Source organism: Pedobacter jeongneungensis (assembly GCF_000633455.1).
In the GTDB taxonomy this organism is placed as follows: domain Bacteria; phylum Bacteroidota; class Bacteroidia; order Sphingobacteriales; family Sphingobacteriaceae; genus Pedobacter; species Pedobacter jeongneungensis_A.
Genome location: NZ_AYMG01000037.1, coordinates 14736 through 32419 on the forward strand (window position 1 = coordinate 14736; position 17684 = coordinate 32419).

A 17684-nucleotide genomic window follows, 5' to 3' on the forward strand; every position below is an offset into this window, starting at 1 on the left:
AGTTAAAATCCGAACTGTCTTAAATGATGATCTAAATGTTTCCACTGCATCAACGCCCATTCTTCAGGTGTTAACGGCCCAAAAAAGGCCTGCGGATGCGTGGTGCATTTGGCTGGACCACCTTCCGAAAAAGCTTTGATCTGTTTGATTACTTTTGCTTTTTCAGCTTCGAAATCGGGATTACCTTTGATAATGTAACTTTTATCAGTGGCACTGTTTTTAGGAAATGGTACCTCGCTAAAAAATTTGGGTTTCAATAATTTACCAAACAACCGACCCACAAAGCCTAATCTTTCTGGGTTATGCAACCCCATGGCAGTTTCGAGCGAGGCGTTGCAATGTGCGAGCATCTGGTTCACATTCATTTTGCCCCATTGTTTCTGCGCAGTTGGTGTTAGTTTTTCAATTCGTGCCAGAATAGCTGCGGTATCGGAAGGATTAAATAGATTGTTCATGTTCATTAATTTTATGTTTATAACACAAAACTAATGCGGCCAAATGACAGCCCTATGTCAGGGGTATAAATGCCTTAATGATTTTTATCGAAATATTCTTGCAGGGTCATTTTGTGCGGAGCAAATTTCTCAGCAAGCATTTCGAGTTTTTTGATCCGATCCAGGCGGAAGAACCTAAATTCGTTTCGCAAACGGCACCAGGCCACCAATAGCCAGTTTTCCTGCGTACTCAACAAGGCAAAAGGTTCAATTAAACGGTTGCTGGTTTGGCCGGCTTCATTTGTATAGTCAATCTTTACAACATAGAAATTGGTGAGGGCAAATTGCAAATCAGACAGGTTACTGCTGTTTCTTTCATTGTTGAAATTTTGAGTAAAGCGGGTGCGGTCGGCAAGAAGGTTTACATTGTCCTTTACCTGATGCCCCAATACTGCTTTGATTTTGTCGATGGCTTCTAAATAATCTTTAATAAACGAAGTATCCTTGTTTTTTAATACCAGTTGCTCAGCAAGAATCAAAGCATTCGCCTGGCTTTCGGTAAACATTACAGGAGGAATTTTATAACCTTCCATTAACCTGTACCCTTTTCCCTCTTCCGTAAAAACAGGCACACCAGCCTGTTCTAAAGCTTTAATGTCGCGGTAAATGGTTCGTACACTTACCGAGAATTTGAGGGCGAGTTCTGGCGCTGTTAAAAGCCGTTTCGTTTGCAACTGAGTTAAAATTGCGGTTAAACGGGAAAGGCGTTTGGTGTCGTTATCGTTCATTTTTCTTTATGACTAATGAAGTTTTTTCATGGCAAAGCTCCATTTGGAATTTACTTTTCAGCATAGTGTTTTGCCTCATCAATCCAGTTTTGTTCAGGTTTTAAAACTTTATCAGGCATAATGCCTATGTTATCTATTGCTATCCCTTCATCAATTCTTCTGCTTCTGGAAGTAGCCCAATAAAGCATGTAAGGCATACAGCTAAAATCGGCTCCTCTCACGTTAGAATAATCTAAAACACCTGCAGTATGCTCGCCCATTAAAGTTACTTTACTACTTTGCTTAGCCAACAAGAGAAATTCTTCAGTAGTGCTTCCACAATTTTTATTAATCAGAATTATTACTTTTTGAGGGTAAGGTTTAACGCTGTCTAAAGTAACATTGTGGTCATCAGAAAAGGAGACCAGTTTACCTTTACTCTGTTCCATCTTTTCAATAACATCGCTAATAAATACCTTTTGATCAGGAGGAAGGCCATTTGTTGTAGCTATTGCAGCCCAACCTGCTATGTTGTCAGATGTAGATAGTACATCTGCACCGATTTCTCTAAATGTGTTTGTGTAAAGATAAGGAGTTATCGGCCTGTAAGAAAAATCAGCGCCACCACCATTATTCCTTAAATCAAGAATCAGGTAGGGCATTTTACTTAAGTTAGATCGATTTGCTTTAAACAAGGAATCTATGTTTTTGGCATTACTCTGATTAAATGTGCTAATTTTTATATATAGTGTTTTTGTAGAAAGTATTTTACTGGCTACAGCTGCATCACTAATAAGTTCTGTTGACGATTGCTTACTTCCTTCCATTTTAAAAGAGCCTAAAGCATCCCTCCTAATTTGTAATGACACATTTGTAGGGATATAATACCTATCATACATGATGCCTTTAAGCATATCCTTGTCGCGCTTAAGTTCTAACACTACCTGTCCGGGCAACCATTTACCAGGCTTTGAAGAAACTACTACCCCGGCATAATCCCGGAAGCGGGTTTTGTTTTTTATCACTGCAATTCGGGATGTGGAATCTTCATTCCAATAAATGCCCGTAATTCCTTTTGTATTTTTAAGGTTGGTCAGCTCCTCGTTCGACAGATTTAAATGTTCTATTGCCTGAATACGCTCTTTTAATTTAGCTTCTTCTATTTCTTTCGAGATCCTGTTTCTGCCTATTTGAATATGCCCATCCTTGAAAAAAGCTAACCATTCATTAATTAAATAAACACATTGAGCAGGTGATGTTATAGATTGTGATTGTTCAAGTGCAACCTGCGTACGTTTATGATAGGTAGCTTCTGTTTTAGCATTCACCTTATCTTTAAAACCAGCGTAATTTTTTTCAATTTTATTTTTAACATCATTAAATTCCTGACTGCAGTTACAAGTCTGTCCAAAAGAGCTAGAAGAAATGAGGAATAAAAGTAACACACTGGTTAGGATGAATTTCATAGGGTGACGGCGCATAATTAAGTTTAACAGGCACAAGTATAAAGAATAATTGAGGTAATTGACTCCAAACGATCACCATCAAACTAAGCCTGCCCTCATTGGAACTAAATAAGCCCGCCTTCGAACTTATTCTACCCTCGTTGATTGTTCAAACAATAAAGGATTGGTTCCGCAATGACGATCTTTTAGCGTAGCCGAAAAATTTTTGAACTTTTAACAAACGTGGCACAAAGATCTCTCCACTCCGCGGTGCTTCGGTCGAGATAACGGAATTCTATTTGAAAATATCGAAACAAGAGATTTTAATTCAACCGGATCATTTCGCCGGTTTTCACTGATTCATCGCAGGCAAAAGCGATTCTCAAGCTGTTTACCGCATCTTGTGTGGCGTTGGTTAAATCGAGATCTTCTGTTATCGCTTTTAAGAAATACCGTTGTTCACGGTTGCAAAGTTCCTGATGATCGGGTTCATCGTTAAGATCGATCCATTCATCGGCTTTGCTAAATTCATCGTTTGCGTTTAAATCGGCATGATGTACTTTAATCGATTCGGTTTTGGTGTGGGCATCTATATTATCGGAATTTCCGGCAGCGCCTGCTTTTTTAGCCATGATGGATACGGAGCCCTTCGGACCAAAAACATCTTTAATAAAAAAAGCATTGTCGCTTACCATCGGTCCCCAGCCGGCTTCATACCAACCAACAGAACCATCTTCGAAACGGATTTGCAACTGTCCATAATTGTAATTCCAATCGGGTATATCATCGCTAAGCCTGGCGCCAATGGCACTTACCTGCACAGGCTTCGATCGTGTCATCTGGCACATGATATCGATATAATGCACGGCACAATCTACAATCGGACTTAAACTTTTCATCAGGTTGCGGTGTACGGTCCATTTTGGCCCATGGCTTTGTTGGTTCAGGTTCATGCGCATCACCAGCGGTTTTCCCATTTCCTGAGCCAGTTCAGTAAATTTCTCCCAGGAAGGGTGATAACGGAGGATATAACCTACCAATAACTTTTTATTGGCCTTTTTAGCTGCTTCGGCTACTTTTACCGCACCTTCTATCGTATCGGCCAATGGTTTTTCGATAAATACATGACAACCGCTTTCGAAAGATTTAATGGCATAAGCTTCATGCGTATCAGGATAAGTAGAAATGCAAACGGCATCGGGTTTGGTAGCAGCAAGGGCTTCGTAAAAATCGGTGTACAGATCGTATTGGCCGCCTAATTTTTGGTTGAGGATCTCTTTGCTTTTTCCGGTTGAGACTAATCCGCATATTGCAAAACCGGGTAAGGTATGATAAGCTGTAGCATGGGAAGCTCCCATATTGCCACAGCCCACTACTAAAACTCTTAAATTTTTATTTTCTGTCATTTGTAAAAGTTAGAAAGTTTTAAGGCTGAAAAATTTTAAAATTAAACACCTAAAGTCCAGCCTTTTCGGTATTCGCGTTTCACAAACTGATTTACCTCGTCAAAATTGGTCACTTTCATATTTACCTTATTCCATAACATTTTGATATCTCTGCCCGGATAACTGATTTTGCCTGCTGCATCTCTACGCTGCACATCAGTTCCACGGATGGCTAAATTGGCAATCAGTAAAGTTTCTGTAAGTGGCCCGGCAATTTCAAAAGGTGAGCTGAGCTGCATTTTTCCGTATCCCGCAATTGCAGCTTCGGCAAACTGTGTGTAATGGCCTTCTTCCTGATTAACAATGCGCGGAATGGTGATTTTGGTTTTATCCGATTCGTTGCGGGATAAAGGTAGTAACCTTGGGTTTTTGCCATAAGTTTCGCAGATCATCTTGCCTTTTGTGCCGATAAACAGCACACCATTGTCGCCAAAGCTTTCGTTTGCGCCTAATTCTTCCGGACGTTCGGGTTTAATTCCTCCGTCCATCCAATGTACCTGTACTTCGTGTTTGGTTTTTGGTGTTTTAGCAAAAGTCATGATCACATGGCTTGATGGCGGACAACTCTCCGGCAAATAAGCGCGTTTAAATTCATCAACATACACACTGCCCACGCTGCATTCAACACTGATCGGCGTATCGAGTCCCAATACCCTAAATGGTGGTTCTACCAAATGGCAGCCCATATCGCCAATGGCACCTGTACCGTAATCCCACCAGCCACGCCAATTGAAGGGAACAAGTTTATTGATATAATCTTTATATGGGGCACTGCCTAACCAAAGATCCCAATCGAGTTCTTTTGGTACTGCTTCTTTTGCTGTCGGCCAGGAAATTCCCTGTGGCCATACAGGTCGGTTAGTCCAGCAGTAAACCGTATGTACTTTACCGATCCGGCCAGCATCATACCATTCCTGCAGTCGCCTTACTCCATCACCCGATGCACCCTGATTACCCATCTGCGTAACCACTTTATAGCGGTTTGCAGCTTCGGTTAACATCCTGGCTTCATAAATATCGTGCGTTAAAGGTTTCTGCACATACACATGTTTACCTAACTGCATGGCAGCCATGGCAATCTGCGCATGAGTATGATCAGGTGTGGATACCGTTACGGCGTCAATATTTTTGCCTTCCTTATCCAACAACTCGCGGTAATCTTTATAATATTTTGCCTTGGGGAAATTTTTCAGTGAATTTGCAGCTCTTCTATCATCTACATCGCATAAAAAAGCAACATCTGTTTTGCCACCCCTAACAATACTGGCAATATCGCCCTCTCCTTTTCCACCTGCACCGATACCTGCCAATTGCAGGCGATCGCTTGGTGCCAGAAAACCTTGCCCACCGAGTACATGCCGGGGTACAATCATAAATCCCGCTGCAGCAAGAGCGGTTGTTTTAATAAAGTTCCGTCTCGAATTTTCGGTATTCGAATTTGCCTTATCTTCCATTATTATTTCAGGTTATAATGCTAATTTAATTTATTTCTTTTTAGTAGCTGTTTCTTTTTTGCTGAGGTCTTTGATCCTGATGTTTCGGAACTGAACCGGCGAGCCATGACCAAGGAAACCGATATGACCGCTCTCCCGCGACAAACCTGGGTGTTTCTGGTGATCAGGGGTACCACCTTTTTTAAAAGGTTCGATATCACCGTCTAAAATTACGGTTCCGTTTAGGATGACTTTGATCTTCGATCCTTTGGCAATCACTTCTTCGTAATTCCACTCTCCGGTAGGTTTCAAAAAGCCTCTTTTGGCCGGAATGGTTCCGTAAACTGAGCCATGATACTGGTACACTTTAAGGTCTTTATAAATGGGCGCATCATTATCCAGAATCTGTAATTCCATGCCTACATAGGCTGCATCACCTTCTAGTGGTGCCCTTATACCCAAACCGTTGTTTGCACCCGGCGTTAACTGAAACTCGAAACGGTAAACAAAATCGCTAAATTCTTCTTTGGTGAATAAATTACCGCCCGATCCTTTGCCCGGTTTTGGACGGATGGCGATGTTACCATCTTCAATCACATAGTCAGTAGTATTACCAGTCCAGCTATGCATGTTGGTCCCATCGAACAGGATTTTATAACCTTCTTTTTTCTCCTGAGCGCTGAGTTCGAAAGGTTTTGGACGCGGAATTTCTTTGATGTAAATATCGCGGTAGGCCACCGGCGATCCGTGTGCCTGTAATTCGATCTGCTCTTCGGCAAAAATCGGCAGGCTTCTGTCCCAGTAATTTTCTAAAATCACGTTATCAGTAACCAATTGTCCGTTCAGATAAACCGTAACACGGTCGCCTTTCATTAAAATCCTGAATGTATTCCATTCATCCAATTTATTATCAGCTACTTTAAGGGGTTTGCTTTCGTTGCTTTGGTTATTGTATAAACCACCAGAACCAACCTGGGCACCCACTTTTGTACGGGCAAGATCCCAGATCTGCACCTGTGGTGTACCACGCAGGTAAATACCGGCATCTCCCTCGCCTTTTTTGTCGTCGATAATTTTCCAATCTACCAGCATCTCAAAATCGCCATATTTTTTAACCGTAGCCAGGTTATTGCCGTGACTTTGGAACTGCAATTCTCCATTTACCACTTTCCAGCTTTCCTGTGCTTCGGCATCGGCTTTCGCTTGTGCATCAGCCAGGGTTTTGGCATCCATTTTTGATCTTTTGATGGGATCGGCAACAAGGCCTTTCCAGCCCGATAAATCTTTATCGTTAAACACTTTTACAAAACCTTCGCCTGGCTTCATTTCTGAAATGTATTTGCGCATGCCTTCTTTTTGATAACCTGCATCGCCACCAGTAATTACAGCAATGGTTTTGTTCAGCAGGCCTTTTACAATATCGCCATTGTAGGTGCCAGCCATGGTAATATTCATTACCGCATTTGCCGCAGCCTGCTGTAAAGCCGCATTGTCTAAATACTGACCTGCAAATACAATTGCGTTAAAACATTTGGCCTGTTCGGTATCTTTAAGAATCTGCTGCTGCTGCGCCGGAGTTTTAGCCACGGCCATTGCAGCACGTAATAACAATAATCGCTGCTCTGCAGGATAGCTGTTTTTTCTTACCAGACTAAGGTAACCTGTAATGGACTGGTTTAAAAAATCTGCATTGGTTGTGGTACGTGCAATGCTGATTAATGCATCGGCTGAGCCTGCATCCGACCATGATGAAAGTGCTTCTATTGCCGCTTTCTTTGTCGCATCATCACCTGAGGCATACGCTTCGGAAACCGCTTTTAATGATTTCTGCCCGCCCAAACTAGCCAACACTTTATAAAACAATAATTTCTTATCGGCTGCTGTATTGCCCATTTGCTGCAAGATGGCATCCGTTTGTGCAGCGGCATCCGCACTTCCTTTTACCGAAGCAATGATGGCATCCTGAACAGCAACCAGTTCGGCCTGATCAGTTGTTTTATTTAAAAGATCGAACAATTGCGCCTTGTTTTCTGATGTAGAAACATTTTTTAAAGAAAGAAATGCCGCTTTCCTTACTTCAGGATTTTTACTGTTTAACGAAGCATAAATAACAGCAGTTTGATTTGTTGCTGCACGGGCGGCTAAGATATTGATCAAGGCTACCTGCACTTCTGGTTTAGCTTTTGGAATATAAGCAGCCACTTTTGTAGCTACGGTTTCTCCTTTAATCCTCAAAATCCCATTCGAAATAGCAGAAATATCTGCAGCATTACCTTTACCCATTAATTTTAACAGGTCATCTAACACCGCTTCCTGACCAAGTTTTACAGCTGTATTAATGGCCGCCAATTTTACCTGTTGATTTTCACTTTTGATCAGGTTCAATACATCAGGCAGTGTAGATTTTGCTTTACTACCGGCCAGCATATCCAAAATAGCCACCTGTGTTGGTGCATCAACCTTTTTCAATTGACTCATCCAGGCGGCACCATTGCCATCATTTACACCAGTAGCGGCAAATTTTACCGCAGCTGCACGGTACTCAAACTGCTGATCGGCCATGGCCGATAACAGAACCTGTTGATCAGTTTGTGTATCAGCAAGTAATTTTAAGGCTGCAATACGCTCATTTACCTGATCAGCAGCTGTTGCTTTTTCTAAAATTGTTTTGGCTATACTTTCAACCGAAGCTTTGTTATTCGCTGCATTTTTTTGCGCATAAACCAATAATGCGGCTACGGCGTTGGTTTGGTCGTATTTATAACCTGCATGTTCAGCGGCTTTTATCAAAATTTCTTTAGATGAAGCATCGCCGATGTTGGCAAGCGCATATAAACTCACTTTAGTTAATTCTTTGTCGGTACCCGCAGCCAAAGGTGCAATGGTAGTAGCGGCTGCTTTGGTATTACTATGTCCTAAAGCCTCTACAATGGCGATTTTTGCTTTGCCGCTCGCTTTACTTAGGCCGTTAATTAATGCTGTAGTAGCTGAGGCCGTGCCAATTTTAGATAAAGCCCTGGATGCCTCATCGGCCAACTGCTCATCGGTAAGGTAACTTTCTAAACAGCTTACGGCAGCATCATTCCCCACCAGATCGAACTGACTGATGATAAAAGCTTTATTTTGTTTATCGGTTAATTTTGGTAAAGCTTTACAATAAGCTTTAACGGCCATATCTCTTGCCGCTTGTTGATCTTTTTTAGTTGCAAAGGCCGTAAAACCGCCAACAGCATATTCTATTAAAGCATTATTACCTTTTCCCGAGGAAGTTAAACCGCTGATTAAGGCTACATATCCATCTTCACCTAAATCAACAACTTCTTTCATGTTGCGCGTTAGCTGAGCGGCATCCCTGGCAGGCAGCTGTGCCAGTAGATCGGCAATACGTGTGGTTGTAGTCCTTTCGTCTTTTTTATCCTGGGCAAAAACAGCTGGGGTGAATAATGCATTCGAAAGCATTACAATGGCCAACAGCGCCAATATTATTTTTTTATTCATGATGATTGGTATGAAGGGAGGTTTTAAATGGAAAATGGTGCTCGCATTACAGGATTAATTAATCTGTTTGCGGCCTCATCATCAATAAACTCTTGCTTAACAGGATCGAATTTTAACGATCTACCCAATCGCAGCGCAGCCAAACCGATATTTACAATATTGCATGAACGGTGCCCGTTCTCTTCATTCAAGGCAAATTTCTTTCTTGTCCTTACCGATTCCGAAAATTCTACAATTTCAGGATCCGGATCAGGAAATTGTGCCAGTTTGCGCTCCAGATCGGGAATATCTGATTTAAAGCCCGGATACAACTTACCCTTTGGTCCTTCTATATAAGGTACATTGGCATCTTTACCCTCGCCATCCAATATAATCTGGCAGCCATCGGCATAGGTATAGGTAATCCGGCGCCAAATGCCAACGGCATCGGTGTGTTGCTGTGGCGCATCCACTTCAACCGAAATCGGGTTGGTATCATCTTTACCTAAGAAGTATTGTATAGGGTCGATGTAATGCTGGCCCATATCGCTTAATCCGCCACCATCATAATCCCAATACCCCCTGAAAGTTTGGTGCACACGGTGAGCATTATATGGCTTATAAGGTGCAGGACCTAACCATGCATTATAATCCAATTCTGGTGGCACAGGCTGAGGCTCTAAATGGTCTTTACCCACCCAGTAAAATTTCCAGTCGTAACCCGTGTGTTTACTTACGGTTACTTTTAAAGGCCAGCCCAGCATACCGCTATCAACCAGTTTTTTAATTGGTTTTACGGTCGTGCCCATCCCATAAAAAGTATCTTTAAACCTGAACCAGGTATTTAACCTGAACATCCTGCCGTGTTGTTTTACAGCTTCTACCACCCTTTTTCCTTCACCAATGGTATGGGTCATCGGTTTTTCGCACCAAATATCTTTGCCTGCATTTGCAGCATCTACCGCCATAATACCATGCCAGTGTGGCGGGGTGGCAATATGTACAATATCCACTTCCGGTAACTGGATCAGCTCTCTATAATCACTAAATGTTTTTACCCCTTTATCCAGCATGGCTGCTGCCTGTTTAAGGTGGTTCTGATCAACATCGCAAATGGCCACTACCTGTGTGCCTTCATATTCGAAATGTCCTCTTCCCATGCCGCCTACACCTATTACGGCTTTGGTCAGTTTATCGCTTGGAGCTAGATAGCCTTGCCCACCCATTACATAACGTGGAATAATGGTAAATGTGGCGAGGCCTATTGCAGTTTTTTTGATAAAAGCGCGCCTGGAGTTGGGCTGTTTTTGTGGTTCTTCTTTGGTTTTCATTTTGGTTAGGGTGTTGTAAAAAATAAGCTTATATGGGTGGTTAATCCGCTTGGTTCAAAGCATATTGGTAGTTTAATATTAATAAGAAATTATTATAACGACAAAACATCAATGATTTCTTTACGCATTAAAAAAACTTTAATAAATTTTTAATAGAAGTTATCTATATTTATCAAAACAGTATGTTTAACCAAATGAATCTTACCCTATTAAATAACTTAATCTCGGCACCCAACGATAAGCAATCAATTTATAAAAACAAGCTGATTAAATATCTTTTTAATTTAGGTGCTTCTTCGGTTTCGAGCTTATGCTCAATTATGGAAATGAGTACGCCGAGCCTGTTAAAACTTTTAAATATTTTGATAAATGAGGGCTGGGTAGAGAAAAAAGGTTATGGCATATCAATAGGCGGAAGAAAACCCGACCTTTATCGCTTAAAGGATAGAAAAATCTTGATTTTATGTATCGATATTGAATTATTCCATACCAAAATTGCCATTATCGACAATAATTATAATCTGGTATCGGAGGTTAAAACCTTTCTGCTTCCCATTTCTAAGAGCCGGACCGATTTTTTTCACATTTTAGATACACAATTACAGGATTTCTTAAAATCTTCAGCGATTAATAAAGCGCATTTAATTGGCTGCAGCGTAGGCATGCCAGGCTTAATTGATGCCGAAAAAGGGGAGAACTACAGTTATTTTTTAAATGATGGAGAAAATATTTCTTTAACAGCTGCTTTTGAAAAGATATTAAATTTACCTGTGGTAATCCAGAACGATGTAAATGGCTCATCAATGGCCGAATTTACACACGGAATGGCCAAAGGTAAGAAAAATGTACTCGTACTATTAATGGATTGGGGCGTTGGTTTGGGCATTATCATGGATGGTAAACTGAGGCGAGGCAACTGTGGCTTTTCAGGGGAACTCGGCCACATCCCTTTTGTTGAAAATGGTGTATTGTGCTATTGTGGCAAACATGGCTGTTTAGAAACCGTTGCTTCGGGAAATGCCTTATCAGAAATGGCTAAAGAAGGTATTTTATCAGGAAAAAATTCTATGCTTAACCAGCTTACTAAAGAAGAGCTGGAAAGGATTGAACCCGCTGTAATTATTAAGGCGGCCAATAAAGGCGATCAGTATGCCATCCAGTTATTATCGAATGTGGGTACCTATATGGGCAAAGGGATATCAATGCTAATTCAACTGTTTAATCCTGAACTGATTGTTTTAAGCGGTAAAATTGCCGAAGCAAAGCAGTACATTACTTTACCCATGCAGCAGGCTATTAATATGTACTGTATGACACAGATCAGGGAAAAAACAACCATCGCTTCTTCTGAGCTAGGCGAAAACTCGAGGTTATTGGGCTATACGGCGTCCGGTATTGATCAATTTCTGGAAGCTTATACCCGGAAAACCAAAAAGCTAAAGAAATAAAGTTTAAAAATGGCTCAAACCACCCTAATATTGTCTGTTATAAGGCCCTTATTTTCAGCCTTCCTGCTTAGCTTTGTTTAGCGACATTTAAAATCAAAACCAATGGAAACTTATCAAAAAGCCTGGCACGAGCAGGTAAATGGCATTAACATGTATTATGAGGTTTATGGCGAAGGAGAAGTCCCCCTGGTGCTAATCCATGGCGGCGGCTCTACCATTCAATCAACATTCGGCAGGTTTATTCCTTATTTGGCCAAATGTGGTAAGGTAATAGCAGTTGAACTTCAGGCCCATGGACGAACCAGCGACCGCGAACAGCCAGAATCTTTTGCCCAGGATGCAAAAGATGTAACCACTTTATTAAATCAACTCAAAATAGCAAAGGCTAATTTTTTGGGTTTTAGTAATGGAGGAACAACTACGCTGCATATTGCTGCCCATTATCCCGATGTAGTAAATAAAATCATCGTGATTTCGGCTAATTACCAACGGGAAGGTTTAATTGAAGGTTTTTATAATGGCTTTGGAAATGCTACTATCGACCACATGCCCGAACCACTGAAAACAGCTTTCCTAGCTGTAAATCCAGATCAAAAGGCATTGCAAACCATGTTTGAGAAAGACAAACAGCGCATGCTCGATTTCGTTGACCTTAGTGATGACGATATTAGGGGAATCAAATCTCAGGCCTTATTAATGGTAGCAGACCGTGATGTAATCAGGACTGAACATGTGGTAAAAATGTCGAAATTGATTGCAAATGCACAGTTGGTTATTTTGCCTGGCTTGCATGGTGCCATGATTGGCGAAAACCTGAACCCGGATGTAAGCGATAAAACGATCGGGATTACGGCGCATCTGGTAGAGACTTTTTTGAATCAATAATACCACAGGGATAATCTATTCGGTTAAAATTTACTCCCGCCTGATTTAGCTTTTAATATCTTTGCTGCATGGAACACGTATTGGATAATCCCATTTTTTATGCCTTATCATCCGGCCATGCTCACCTCGCAAAAGGTGTTGAAACGGTAAAATATTATATCGAAGATATTACGGCGTTTGCCGGATTAAAAGATAATTCGCAGGAGAATTTAGATACACTTTATCAGATCAGTCCTCCTGAAAGCCTTTTTGTTTTTTTCGCAAAAACACCGGTCGAAATTCCTGAACAGTGGAAATTATTGACGCATATTGATATGTTTCAGTTTATTTTTCGGGGCACAAAAATTTCTGACACAGATGGAGCCGAACTCACAGACCTTGATCTTGAACACGTTACCGAGATGATTGATCTTGTGGAGTTAACCAAACCAGGGCCTTTTCTTGCTAAAACCATCGAATTGAGCAATTATACTGGCATATTTGTTAACGGGAAACTGGCATCTATGGCTGGTCACCGTTTTTTCCCCAGCCCTTATCGCGAGGTAAGCGCGGTTTGTACCCATCCCGATCATTTGGGGAAAGGCTATTCCTTTAAGATCCTGCAGGAACAGATTAAGCGCATATTACTCCGCGACGAAATCCCTTTTCTGCATGTACGCAACGATAATGAAGGCGCGATCAAACTCTATCAGAAACTGGGTTTCGAAATCAGGACGGATATGATTGCCTACGTGATCAAAAAAGAGGCTTTACATTCAAGGGAGAATGTTTCTAAATAGAAATCAGCAAAAAAATTGCGGTTTTTATGGCTTAGTTTTGCTGAACAAATAACAAAACATGTCTAAAACAAAACTTACCATTAACAATAACGGCTCTGTTAAAATTGAGGGCGATTTCGAAATTGTAGATAGAAACGGAAACGTTTATGGCTTACAGGGCAGAGAAGTACTTTCGATCTGCCGTTGCGGTTTATCTAAAAACAAACCTTTTTGCGATGGCGCACACAATGGCCATTTCGAGCATGAGGCCATTGCATTCGATCTTCCTCCTAAAAAAGTTTAAAATCTAAAGCCATACGGAAAGCAGGATCGATGTAACTGATAAGCAGTGATTCTGCTTTCCTAAAAACACTTTCCTTTTTTTGGAAGTGAGAAGTCCCGTTCCCTGTGGCGGGCTGCAGCCCCGCTTTCCCTCCTGCCGTTTTTAAAACTTAGAAAAAGAAAATATCCCGATAAAACGGCATCCGTACAATCGGGCTTAGGTCCGAAAGGTCTGTTTTTTGCGCCGGCCTTGCTCAAATAAACCTGATCCGATAGCTATCGGATGGATGAAAGCTGGCGCAGTTTCTTTGAATGAGCAATGCCATTGAAGCTGTAAGGAAAGCAGGACTGATGTAATCGATGAGCAGTGATTCTGCTTTCCAAAAAAAAGAACATTTATCTTATGCTTACATGGTGGTCTGTAATCCACTATGCCTCCAGTAAACTTCATTTATAGAAAAAACTGAACAAACGTTTGTCTTTTTAACCATACAGCCAAACTTCCTCTCTTTTTCAGGGCAATGACCAAACTTTAGCGAAAAAACTGCCTTAAAAAGCAACTTTTTATACTAAATAAGCTGTTTTTCACACTTTAAAAATCTAATTTTCAAATAATTCATCAAACGTTTGCGTTGAGTTTCTTTCGCTGCCAGTTACCAATTGTGTTTATCTTGATTTAACAATAAACAAATCTAACACAATCACTTATGGTTTCAATTTTACTAAAAAAGCATTGGCGTTCTCCGTTTCAGTATTTATTCCTTTCCAATAGTTATTCTTCTACCTAGTCTGAAATCTAAAATCCCATTTATACCTAACCAATATTAAACAACCTAAACCTCTAAAAAACTATGAAAAAAATTGCCTTTTACGCCTGCATATTGCTTGCAGCGCTTAGCACGGCCTGTCGGAAAAACCAGATCGCAGAAAATCAGGAAATTTCGCCGACGTTAAAGAACAAATCCTCATTGGTAAACCCGAATCTGATTACACAAACACACAATCTTAACCTGATCTATTTTGTGCCTAACGACCTGGATACACTGGCAGGTTTCAGAAAAAGACTTGGTGATTTAATGATTTGGGGCCAAAATTGGTACAAAGGTGAAATGCAGCGGAATGGCTACGGTGCCAAAACCTTTGGCTTATTGCCCGATACCAGTAATGGTTTAGTGAAGATTATCCTGATCAGGGGTAGCCTGCCAAAAAGCAGTTATCCTTACTCAGGCGGAAGCGGTGCAGTAGCGAGCGAGATCAACGCTTATTTTGCTGCCCACCCAACTGAAAAAACCAGCGAACATACTTTAGTTATCATTCCACGATACAGTTTCCAACCTGATGGTACGCCTAGCGGTGGTCCGTTTTACGGAACAGGCAGATGGTGTTACGCACTCGATTATGAAGGCATGGACATTAAAAACCTGGGAAAAAGTGATACAGAGGGTAACCGTTTTAGTGTGTGGTTTGGTGGCATGATGCACGAACTGGGGCATGGTTTAAACTTACCACACAATTGCCAAAAAGTATCAGAAAATTCAACACTCGGTATGGCTTTAATGTGGGCAGGTAACGGAACGCTTGGTAAATCGCCAACCTTTTTAACCGCTACCGATGCCGCAATTTTAAATGTGAACCAGATTTTTAATAACGATAATAAAACCTATTATGGTGCCGTTACTGCATCTGTTGATAAAATACATGCGAGTTATTCAACAACCAAAGGTGCCATTGTTGTTTCAGGAAAATATTCTGCCAGTGTAAAGGTAAACAGCATTGTATACTATAACGATCCGAATGTAAATAATGAAGGTACCGGCGTAAATCACGATTATAATGCCACTACCTGGGAATCTAAATCAATAGGTTTGGATAGTTTTTATGTCGAAATGCCTATTTCTGACCTGCAATACAAATCTGACGGCATCCCTTATGAATTAAAGGTAAAACTGGTGCACGAAAATGGAACGGTAACCGAAACCGTGTATAACTATACTTTCGCCAGCGGAATACCTGTTTTAACTTTTAGCACCCAGAACGAATTAAGCAAAACAGGCTGGTCTATAGCCTCGTTCAGCTCTGAAGAAACCAGTGGCGAAGGCACTGTAAACGGGAGGGCGAGTAAATTAATTGATGGCAGCTCTGCAACCTACTGGCATTCTAGGTGGAGCAGTTCTGCAACAAGCTATCCGCATACCATTGTGGTGGATCTCGGATCACTTAAAACGGCAAATGGATTAAGTTTAACCCAGCGAAGTGGCTTATCAAGGGCAGTTAAAAACTTCCAGGTACTCACCAGTACCGATGGCACTAATTTCACTTCGGTAAACAATTATGTAGCCGCAAATACGAATGGCGCGCAATATTTTAGCTTTGGTACGCCAAAATCGTTAAGATATTTTAAAATCATTGCCAATTCAGCTTACGATGGACTGCAGTTTGCAGCGCTTGCTGAGCTGGGATTATATTAAAAAATTCAATTGGATTTTAGATCTAAAAGAATCCCGGTTAACCGGGATTCTTTTTTAAATGCCCACCCGCGAAGGCGCCATTCCAAAGGCTTTTTTAAAGGCGAAAGAAAAATGCGAAAGATCTTTAAAACCCACTTCGAGATATACATCCGACGATTTCCAGCCTTTTTCTGTAATCAGGTAATAAGCATCGTTTAACCGTTTTTTCTGTAACCAGCGGTTAGGTGAAAGGTTAAAAATTTTCTCAAAATCTCTTTTAAACGTAGCTAAACTTCTCCCCGTTAAATAAGCAAAGCGGTTAATATCTACGTTGAATTTGTAATTGGCATTCATGTAGGCTTCCAAATCAATTTTCCCGGGTTCCGAGAAATCAAAAAGCACATCTTTTAGTATAGGGTTGGTCTGCAACAGGATCATTACAGCCTCTTTAATTTTTAAATCAACCAAAGCCTGGTTGGATGCATTATTTCCGTCGAGATAAGGCCATATTGAATCGATGTAGTTTTTTAATAAACTATTATTTTCGAGTGCCAAACCTTTAAGGTCGTGGTTGGGCTTTTCCATTTGCAGGTTATATTCGCTGCTGATACTATGCAGAATCTCCTGATCAATGGTGATACTAATGGATTTAAACTCCCCACCTGCCGGTGGATATTTGGTATAACGGGCCAATTGGTTACGCCTGAAAAACCTGAAATCACCATCAGAAAACGTAAATTTCTCTCCGCCTATAAATATCTCCGAAGTACCCGCAATCACCAATCCTAACGAATGGCTGGGGATAAACTGTTCGCCCTCACTGCTTTTTTGGGCATAACAGGAAAACATGATATCTGGACGTTTTACTTGATTTGGCATGTTGATCAAATTTAAGGTTTTTAAGGAGATTTGATGTACTTTTTAACCACGGATGGACACAGATTAGTTTCTACTAGCGCTATTTATAATCCCCTCGGATGCGCGGGAAACACAGATCTTAATATTACTATGTGTTACCCCACTTGCCTGGCTTACTATTTTTTACCACAGGTGCACACAGATAAACACAGATCTTAGTCATGCAATACGTCATCTGTGTTCATCCTTTTTATCTGTGGTTAATATTATTTATAATTGCCACGGATGCACGGGAAACACAGAGAAATTTATCTCGGTGCAAATCTGTGCCTCCCTGGCGACATAATAGTCACAATCTTAACTGTAGCAAAGATCCTTCGACTTCGCTCAGGATGACAAAACGAGTGAAAGAATTATTCTATAAATCCTCCGTGCAAATCTGTGTCTCCGTGGCGACATAATTGTCTGATCTTAACTGGAGCAAGGATCCTTCGACTTCGCTCAGGATGACAAAACGAGTGAAAGAACTAGCCTATAAATAATCCGTGCAAATCTGTGTCTCCGTGGCGAAATAATAGTCGCAATCTTAACTGTAGCAAAGATCCTTCGACTCCGTTCAGGATGACAAAAGGAGCGAAAGAATTATTCTATAAATCCTCATGCAAATCTGGGCC

Annotated in this window: 13 protein-coding genes; 5 read left to right on the top strand and 8 right to left on the bottom strand. The window is 41.0% G+C overall.

Translation table 11 applies throughout. The annotated features are described in order from the left end of the window. Positions 1-2: 2 nt before the first annotated feature. From U859_RS0127080 to U859_RS0127110, 7 genes are all read right to left on the bottom strand, one after another. On the bottom strand, positions 3-455 hold the full coding sequence (locus tag U859_RS0127080) for a DUF1569 domain-containing protein (protein WP_025146364.1): 453 nt from the start codon (positions 453-455) through the stop codon (positions 3-5). Positions 456-529: 74 nt separating this feature from the next. After that, on the bottom strand, positions 530-1222 hold the full coding sequence (locus tag U859_RS0127085) for a helix-turn-helix transcriptional regulator (protein WP_025146365.1): 693 nt from the start codon (positions 1220-1222) through the stop codon (positions 530-532). Positions 1223-1272: 50 nt separating this feature from the next. Further along, the gene (locus tag U859_RS0127090; RefSeq protein WP_162800062.1) at positions 1273-2667 is read right to left on the bottom strand and encodes a S41 family peptidase; all 1395 of its coding nucleotides are present in this window, start codon (positions 2665-2667) and stop codon (positions 1273-1275) included. Positions 2668-2969: 302 nt separating this feature from the next. Then, positions 2970-4052: a Gfo/Idh/MocA family protein gene (locus U859_RS0127095; protein ID WP_025146367.1), complete on the bottom strand. Its 1083-nt coding sequence runs from the start codon at positions 4050-4052 to the stop codon at positions 2970-2972. A gap of 41 nt (positions 4053-4093) precedes the next feature. Beyond that, a complete protein-coding gene (locus tag U859_RS0127100) occupies positions 4094-5545 on the bottom strand; it encodes a Gfo/Idh/MocA family protein (RefSeq protein ID WP_025146368.1) in 1452 nt (483 codons plus the stop codon). A 30-nt stretch (positions 5546-5575) separates the two neighbouring features. After that, on the bottom strand, positions 5576-9022 hold the full coding sequence (locus U859_RS0127105; RefSeq protein ID WP_025146369.1) for a family 16 glycoside hydrolase: 3447 nt from the start codon (positions 9020-9022) through the stop codon (positions 5576-5578). 23 nt (positions 9023-9045) lie between these two features. Continuing rightward, positions 9046-10332 (bottom strand): Gfo/Idh/MocA family oxidoreductase, encoded by a 1287-nt coding sequence (locus U859_RS0127110; RefSeq protein ID WP_025146370.1) that lies wholly within the window; start codon positions 10330-10332, stop codon positions 9046-9048. A 194-nt stretch (positions 10333-10526) separates the two neighbouring features. Here U859_RS0127110 and U859_RS0127115 point away from each other — a divergent pair, with 194 nt between their 5' ends. The 5 genes from U859_RS0127115 to U859_RS0127135 all read left to right on the top strand — a co-directional run bounded on the left by U859_RS0127115 (position 10527) and on the right by U859_RS0127135 (position 16173). Next, positions 10527-11780: an ROK family protein gene (locus U859_RS0127115; RefSeq protein WP_037505879.1), complete on the top strand. Its 1254-nt coding sequence runs from the start codon at positions 10527-10529 to the stop codon at positions 11778-11780. 102 nt (positions 11781-11882) lie between these two features. Beyond that, positions 11883-12665, top strand: a complete 783-nt coding sequence (locus U859_RS0127120) for an alpha/beta fold hydrolase (RefSeq protein WP_025146372.1) — start codon at positions 11883-11885, stop codon at positions 12663-12665. Between the two features lie 68 nt (positions 12666-12733). Then, positions 12734-13444, top strand: a complete 711-nt coding sequence (locus tag U859_RS0127125; RefSeq protein ID WP_025146373.1) for a GNAT family N-acetyltransferase — start codon at positions 12734-12736, stop codon at positions 13442-13444. 58 nt (positions 13445-13502) lie between these two features. Further along, the gene (locus U859_RS0127130; RefSeq protein WP_010600649.1) at positions 13503-13727 is read left to right on the top strand and encodes a CDGSH iron-sulfur domain-containing protein; all 225 of its coding nucleotides are present in this window, start codon (positions 13503-13505) and stop codon (positions 13725-13727) included. Between the two features lie 829 nt (positions 13728-14556). After that, positions 14557-16173 (top strand): discoidin domain-containing protein, encoded by a 1617-nt coding sequence (locus U859_RS0127135; RefSeq protein ID WP_025146374.1) that lies wholly within the window; start codon positions 14557-14559, stop codon positions 16171-16173. A gap of 54 nt (positions 16174-16227) precedes the next feature. Here the strand turns inward: U859_RS0127135 and U859_RS0127140 are convergent, their stop codons facing one another. After that, positions 16228-17031: a helix-turn-helix domain-containing protein gene (locus U859_RS0127140; protein WP_025146375.1), complete on the bottom strand. Its 804-nt coding sequence runs from the start codon at positions 17029-17031 to the stop codon at positions 16228-16230. Positions 17032-17684 lie beyond the last annotated feature (653 nt).

Excerpts from the sequence above, each read along its gene's own strand:
- U859_RS0127120 (WP_025146372.1), top strand. The coding sequence starts at position 11,883 with ATGGAAACTTATCAAAAAGCCTGGCACGAGCAGGTAAATGGCATTAAC.
- U859_RS0127110 (WP_025146370.1), bottom strand. The coding sequence starts at position 10,332 with ATGAAAACCAAAGAAGAACCACAAAAACAGCCCAACTCCAGGCGCGCT.
- U859_RS0127085 (WP_025146365.1), bottom strand. The coding sequence starts at position 1,222 with ATGAACGATAACGACACCAAACGCCTTTCCCGTTTAACCGCAATTTTA.
- U859_RS0127080 (WP_025146364.1), bottom strand. The coding sequence starts at position 455 with ATGAACAATCTATTTAATCCTTCCGATACCGCAGCTATTCTGGCACGA.
- U859_RS0127125 (WP_025146373.1), top strand. The coding sequence starts at position 12,734 with ATGGAACACGTATTGGATAATCCCATTTTTTATGCCTTATCATCCGGC.
- U859_RS0127095 (WP_025146367.1), bottom strand. The coding sequence starts at position 4,052 with ATGACAGAAAATAAAAATTTAAGAGTTTTAGTAGTGGGCTGTGGCAAT.
- U859_RS0127130 (WP_010600649.1), top strand. The coding sequence starts at position 13,503 with ATGTCTAAAACAAAACTTACCATTAACAATAACGGCTCTGTTAAAATT.
- U859_RS0127140 (WP_025146375.1), bottom strand. The coding sequence starts at position 17,031 with ATGCCAAATCAAGTAAAACGTCCAGATATCATGTTTTCCTGTTATGCC.
- U859_RS0127115 (WP_037505879.1), top strand. The coding sequence starts at position 10,527 with ATGAATCTTACCCTATTAAATAACTTAATCTCGGCACCCAACGATAAG.
- U859_RS0127105 (WP_025146369.1), bottom strand. The coding sequence starts at position 9,022 with ATGAATAAAAAAATAATATTGGCGCTGTTGGCCATTGTAATGCTTTCG.
- U859_RS0127090 (WP_162800062.1), bottom strand. The coding sequence starts at position 2,667 with ATGAAATTCATCCTAACCAGTGTGTTACTTTTATTCCTCATTTCTTCT.
- U859_RS0127100 (WP_025146368.1), bottom strand. The coding sequence starts at position 5,545 with ATGGAAGATAAGGCAAATTCGAATACCGAAAATTCGAGACGGAACTTT.
- U859_RS0127135 (WP_025146374.1), top strand. The coding sequence starts at position 14,557 with ATGAAAAAAATTGCCTTTTACGCCTGCATATTGCTTGCAGCGCTTAGC.